This window comes from Saccharomonospora halophila 8 (assembly GCF_000383775.1).
GTDB classification, from domain to species: domain Bacteria; phylum Actinomycetota; class Actinomycetes; order Mycobacteriales; family Pseudonocardiaceae; genus Saccharomonospora; species Saccharomonospora halophila.
The window spans coordinates 10,365-15,956 of sequence record NZ_KB912486.1; the positions used below are offsets into that span (position 1 = coordinate 10,365).

Genomic DNA, 5,592 nt, shown 5'->3' on the forward strand with positions numbered 1-5,592 from the left:
CCCGCGGCGCCGGCCGCGCGGGCGCGTTCCCGCTCACGGCACGGGAGGCAGACGACGGCGGTGCCGGTCTCCGTGCCGGACGGGTCGAGCAGTGCCGCGATGCGGGCGGTGCGGAACCCGCACTCGCCGCAGACGATCGGCGGGGCGTCCGGGCGGAACTTGACGGTCGTGTCGCCGGGTGTCGACGTCACAGCACATCGCCCTCCTCACTGTGTGTGAACGGACTGTGGTCGGGGTACCCGGATGCCGCAATGGCACACGGGACGAGCCACACGAGGCAGGCGGAATCCGCCCACGATCATTCCTGTGGGTGAGGAGGTGGGGACGGTGCCGACCAGGGAGCAGGTACGGGCGTCGCTCGCCGACGGTGCGGAGTACACCGAGGTGGGACGCAGGCTGGGCATTCCCCCGGGGCTGGTGTATCTGATCGCGACGGGTCTGCCCGCCGACGGCGGGGACGCCCCGGCGCCGGAGGAGGCGCGTGCCCGCGGGTTGCGTCCGGCGGGCCAGGAGTTGTCCAATCCGCCCGTGGAGAGCCCGGCGGCCCGGGAGTCGGTCCACCGTTGGTTGCGCGGGCGGGTCCGGGCGGACGCGCAGATGCGCGGAACCTGAACCCGTGGTTCGATCGGGAGAGTGGGCCGACCGGCCCGCGGCGACCGCGAACGGCCGAGCACGCGGAGGGTGAACCATGGGTCTACGGACGTGGATCGAGGGATGGCCGGTTGTCCGGCAGTTCACCGACGGTGATCCCACCGGGCGTGGTGCCGCGGCCAAGAGTCCGGGCAGCGAGGCGCTGGCTCCCCGGACCGCGAAGGCGGACAAGGTGGTGAAGTCGATTTGCCCGTACTGCGCGGTCGGGTGCGGGCAGAACGTCTACGTCTCCGACGGGCGGGTCACCCAGATCGAGGGCGACCCCGACTCGCCGATCAGCCGGGGCCGGTTGTGCCCGAAGGGCTCGGCGAGCCTGCAACTGACGACGGGGTCCGCGCGCACCCACCGGGTGCTCTACCGCAGGCCGCACGGGACCGAATGGGAGTCACTCGACCTCGACACGGCGATGGACATGATCGCCGACCGGGTACTGGACGCCAGGGACCGCGGTTGGCAGTCCGAGGTCGAGGGGGTGCGCACGAACCGGACGCTCGGGTTCGCCAGTCTCGGCGGGGCGGTGCTGGACAACGAGGAGAACTACCTCCTCAAGAAGCTCTACACGGCACTGGGCGCGGTGCAGATCGAGAACCAGGCCCGTATTTGACACTCCTCCACGGTTCCCAGTCTGGGAACCTCCTTCGGTCGCGGCGGCGCCACGACGTTCCAGCAGGACCTGGCGAACTCGGACTGCATCGTCATCCAGGGCTCGAACATGGCCGAGTGTCACCCCGTCGGGTTCCAGTGGGTGATGGAGGCCAAGGCGCGCGGCGCGACGGTGATCCACGTCGATCCCCGCTTCACCCGGACCAGCGCCGTCTCCGACGTGCACGTGCCGCTGCGCGCGGGCAGTGACATCGCCTTCCTCGGCGGCATCGTCAACTACGTGCTCGCCGGGGAGAAGGACTTCCGGGACTACGTGCTCTCCTACACCAACGCGGCGTCGATCGTGTCCGAGGAATTCGTCGACACCGAGGATCTCGACGGCGTGTTCTCGGGCTGGGACGCCGAGGGCCGCGTCTACGACGTGTCCACCTGGCAGTACCAGGGTGCCCGGGTGCAGGCGGCCTCCGGGCAACGGGACCAGCAGTGGGACGCGCGCACGCGGGAGGATGCGGGATCACGGCACGTGGCCAGGGGGGAGACGCACGGCTCCGGCGGGCCGGAGATCCGCACCGAGCCGGAGACGGATCCGACGCTGCGGCACCCGCGTTGTGTGTACCAGATTCTCAAGCGGCACTTCTCCCGGTACACCCCCGAGTTGGTCGAGCAGGTGTGCGGGGTGCCGCGAGAGGACTTCCTGCGCGTGTGCGAACTGCTCACCGCGAATTCCGGCCGCGAGCGGACCAGCGCGTTCGCCTACGCGGTGGGCTGGACCCAGCACACGGTGGGCGTGCAGTACATCCGCACGGCGGCGATCCTGCAGCTGTTGCTGGGCAACATCGGGAGGCCGGGCGGCGGCATCCTCGCCCTGCGTGGTCACGCGTCGATCCAGGGCTCCACCGACATCCCGACGCTGTACAACCTGCTGCCGGGTTACATCCCGATGCCCCACGCGCACGGCAACGCCGACCTGAACAACTTCGTGCGGGCCGAGTCGACGCACAAGGGCTACTGGGGCGACATGCGCTCCTACATCGTCAGCCTGCTCAAGGCGTGGTGGGGCGGTGCCGCCCGGCCGGAGAACGACTTCTGCTTCGACCACCTGCCGCGGCTGACCGAGGGGCACTCCACCTACGAGACGATCGTGGCCCAGATGGAGGGCCGCTGCCACGGTTACTTCCTGCTCGGGGAGAACCCGGCGGTCGGCTCCGCCGACGCCAAGGCCCAGCGGATGGGCATGGCGAACCTGGACTGGCTCGTCGTGCGGGACTTCTCGCTCACCGAGAGTGCCACCTGGTGGAAGGACGGCCCCGAGATCGAGAGCGGCGAGCTCGCGACCGCCGACATCGGCACGGAGGTGTTCTTCCTCCCCGCCGCCGCACACACCGAGAAGGACGGGAGTTTCACCAATACCCAGCGGTTGCTCCAGTGGCACTTCCAGGCGGTGGAACCGGCGGGTGACGCGCGCAGCGAGCTGTGGTTCACCTACCACCTCGGGCGGATCATCCGGGACAAGCTCGCCGGGTCCGATCGCGAGCGGGACCGCCCGGTGCTCGATCTGACCTGGGACTACCCCACCAAGGGACCCACCGCCGAGCCGGAGGCCGAGGCGGTGCTCGCCGAGATCGGGGGCTTCGACGCCGGGGGAAACCCGCTTTCCACCTACGAGCAGCTCGCCGAGGACGGTTCGACCGCCTGCGGGTGCTGGATCTACTGCGGCGCCTATGCCGACGGCGTGAACCAGACCGCGCGCCGTAAGCCCGCGGCCGAGCAGGACTGGGTGGCGAGCGAGTGGGCCTGGGCGTGGCCGCTCAATCGGCGTATCCTCTACAACCGTGCCTCGGCCGACCCCGACGGCAGGCCGTGGAGCGACCGCAAGGCCTACCTGTGGTGGGACGCCGGCAGCGGACGGTGGACCGGATACGACGTTCCGGACTTCAAGGGGACCAGACCCCCGGATTACGTGCCGGACCCGGAGGCGACCGGGCCGGACGCCCTGTCCGGTGTCGATGCCTTCGTGATGCAGGCCGACGGGAAGGCGTGGCTCTACGCCCCGTCCGGGCTCACCGACGGCCCGCTGCCGACGCACTACGAACCGCAGGAGTCTCCGTTCGACAACCCGCTCTACACCCAGCAGCGCAACCCGGTGCGGCAGATACTGCGACACCCCTACAGCCGCTACCAGCCCAGCGGCACGCAGCCGGGCTCCGAGCTGTTCCCGTACGTCACGACCACGTACCGGCTCACCGAACACCACACGGCGGGCGGGATGTCCCGGTGGCAGCCGTATCTGGCCGAGTTGCAGCCGGAGATGTTCTGCGAGGTCTCCCCCGAGCTGGCGGCCGAGCGGGGGCTGGACCACCTCGGGTGGGCCACGATCGTCAGCGCCCGCGCGGCCATCGAGGCGCGGGTGATCGTGACCGACCGGCTGGCGCCGCTGACCGTGGCCGGGCGCACGCTGCACCAGGTGGGGCTGCCCTACCACTGGGGACCCAACGGGGCGAGCACCGGTGACGCGGCCAACGAACTGTCCGGGATGTCGCTCGACCCGAACGTGCACATCCAGGAGGTGAAGGCACTGGCCTGCGACATCAGGCCCGGACGTCGCCCCAGGGGGCCGGCGAGACTGGAGCTGGTGCGGGACTACCAGCGGCGCGCGGGCATCACCGACGAGACCGGCACGGAGGTGTGATATGGGCACGGTCGGCGCGACCGGGGGCCTGACCACGGACGGGGCCGTGTCCGGCCCGGAGTCCGGCTACGACCCCGCGGCCGCGAGCGGGCACACCGACCACCCGCCCCGGGTGGGATTCTTCACCGACACCACGGTGTGTATCGGCTGCAAGGCGTGCGAGGTGGCGTGCAAGGAGTGGAACGCCGTCCCGGACGACGGCCTGGACCTCACCGGCATGTCCTACGACAACACCGTCGGGCTGGGCGCGAACACCTGGCGACACGTGGCCTTCATCGAGCAGCGGAAACCGCTCGCCGCACAACAGTCCGGGATGCACCACGACACCGACGTGCTCACCATGGCCGAGCACGGGTCGGCCACCGACCCGGCCGTCGCGGCGACGACCCCGACGACCCCCGGCCCGGGCGACGAGTTCCGCTGGCTGATGTCCTCGGACGTGTGCAAGCACTGCACGCACGCGGCCTGTCTGGACGTCTGCCCCACCGGCTCGCTGTTCCGCACCGAGTTCGGCACCGTGGTGGTGCAGGAGGACATCTGCAACGGCTGCGGCTACTGCATCCCCGCCTGCCCCTACGGTGTGATCGATCAACGGCCGGACGACGGCCGGGCGTGGAAGTGCACCCTGTGTTACGACCGCCTCGGCAACGGGCTCGAACCCGCCTGTGCCAAGGCGTGCCCGACCGACTCGATCCAGTTCGGGCCGCTCGACGAGTTGCGGGAACGGGCTCAGCAGCGGGTCGAGCAGCTGCACGGGGCCGGGGTCACCGATGCGCGGCTCTACGGCGCGGACCCGGACGACGGGGTCGGCGGGGACGGGGCGTTCTTCCTGCTCCTCGACGAGCCCGAGGTGTACGGACTGCCGCCCGATCCGGTCGTGACCACGCGGGACCTGCCGCGCATGTGGCGGCACGTGGGCTCGGCCGCGGCGACGCTCATGGCGGGCGCCGTCGCCGCCTTCCTGGGAACGCGGCGGCGGTGAGCGGCCCACGGCGGGCGGTGTCCCGTGCCCCGACACGCACACCCACACGGACGCGGATACGGACACCGACGCGGAACCGGACACCGACGCGGATACGGACACCGACGCAGAACCGGACACCGGCGGGGACACCGGCGGGGACACCGACGACGAGGGGACGGTGGGTATGACCGGCGACGGGGGCTCCCGCCCGGGCCGGGAGGCGATCACCGGCGCGGTTTCGGCCGGGGCACGCGGGAACGGGCGACGTCGTCGCGGGAAGGGCGAGCAGCCGGTGGTGCCGGACACCGAGTTCACCTCCTACTACGGCGTACCGGTGCTGAACGGCCCGGTGTGGAAGGTCCCCGACATCCCGGCCTACTTCTTCCTGGGTGGCCTGGCGGGCGGGGCGTCCCTGCTCGGGGCGGGTTCCCAGCTCACCGGCCGACGGCGGGCCGCGACGGTGGCCAAGGTGGGTGCGTTCGGCGCGGTGGGTGGATCGCTGGTCGCGCTGGTGCACGACCTCGGCAGACCGGAACGGTTCCTGAACATGCTCCGGGTGATGAAGCCGACCTCGCCGATGAGCATGGGCTCCTGGCTGCTGTCCGTCTACGGTCCGCTGGCCGGGGCCTCGGCCGCCTCGGCGGTCACCGGCCTGCTGCCGCGCCTCGGGGCCGCGGCCACCGCG

4 protein-coding genes and 1 pseudogene are annotated in these 5,592 nt (G+C 71.1%); 4 read left to right on the forward strand and 1 reads right to left on the reverse strand.

All coding sequences use genetic code 11. The features are described from left to right. Nucleotides 1-191, reverse strand: a pseudogene (locus tag SACHA_RS24820) (hypothetical protein); the annotation flags it as partial. Nucleotides 192-327: 136 nt separating this feature from the next. Between SACHA_RS24820 and SACHA_RS0102470 the strand changes: the two are divergent. From SACHA_RS0102470 to nrfD, 4 genes are all read left to right on the forward strand, one after another. Further along, complete coding sequence (locus SACHA_RS0102470; protein WP_028662817.1) at nt 328-612, forward strand: hypothetical protein; 285 nt, start codon at nt 328-330, stop codon at nt 610-612. A 76-nt stretch (nt 613-688) separates the two neighbouring features. After that, nucleotides 689-3,943, forward strand: a complete 3,255-nt coding sequence (gene fdh, locus SACHA_RS0102480; protein ID WP_232211793.1) for a formate dehydrogenase — start codon at nt 689-691, stop codon at nt 3,941-3,943. Nucleotide 3,944: 1 nt separating this feature from the next. After that, nucleotides 3,945-4,925, forward strand: a complete 981-nt coding sequence (locus SACHA_RS0102485; protein ID WP_019806954.1) for a 4Fe-4S dicluster domain-containing protein — start codon at nt 3,945-3,947, stop codon at nt 4,923-4,925. Between the two features lie 166 nt (nt 4,926-5,091). Further along, a partial coding sequence (nrfD, locus tag SACHA_RS19925; RefSeq protein ID WP_019806955.1) for an NrfD/PsrC family molybdoenzyme membrane anchor subunit occupies nt 5,092-5,592 on the forward strand: 501 nt, incomplete at its 3' end.

What these genes read in the sequence shown, in the direction of transcription:
- SACHA_RS0102485 (WP_019806954.1), top strand. Translation starts at nt 3,945, where the DNA reads ATGGGCACGGTCGGCGCGACCGGGGGCCTGACCACGGACGGGGCCGTG.